1 protein-coding gene is annotated in these 548 nt (G+C 32.7%); it reads right to left on the minus strand.

Annotation, left to right across the window (positions count from 1 at the left end):
• The coding region (locus HMPREF0850_RS12555; RefSeq protein WP_000302941.1) for a CadD family cadmium resistance transporter at positions 1-548 on the minus strand (548 nt) is incomplete at both ends.

The raw sequence follows: 548 nt of genomic DNA on the forward strand, positions 1-548 counted from the left end.
TCCTAAATAAACAACGGCAATAAACCATCTGCTATATTTTTCCAAAGTTTCTCCAACAGAAGGGACTTGTGCCAATTTTTGGGCAGAAAAAACCAAGAGATAAATCATGACTAGAAAGGTAAGTAAAGCCACTATCAAATTCGCTAAATTTAAGGTAATAAAATATGGGACAAAAACACCAATATTGTCAGCACCACAACTTGCAAAAGTAATCATAGCGACTAGAAAAATCAGGTTTTTATTATCTTTGCGCAAACCATCTTTTGCAATAGCTTCTCCATCAGAATCTCCTAAAAGCAAAACTTTGAGTCCTAGGAAAATTGGAATCAAACCGAGCAAACCTAAAATCTCTTTACTAGGAATATAATTTAAGACAAATGCAAAAAGTAAACTTAGCAATATTAGACTAACAGAGCCTAGAAATTGTCCTAAATAGATGTTAATGATGTCTTTTCTGCTTTTTCTTTTGGCAAAAAATAACATTAGGATAATAAGTAAGTCTACGGCTGTCCCAGAATACAGGATTATTGAAGTAACAACATTTTGAA

This window comes from Streptococcus sp. M143, from assembly GCF_000162495.1.
In the GTDB taxonomy this organism is placed as follows: domain Bacteria; phylum Bacillota; class Bacilli; order Lactobacillales; family Streptococcaceae; genus Streptococcus; species Streptococcus dentisani.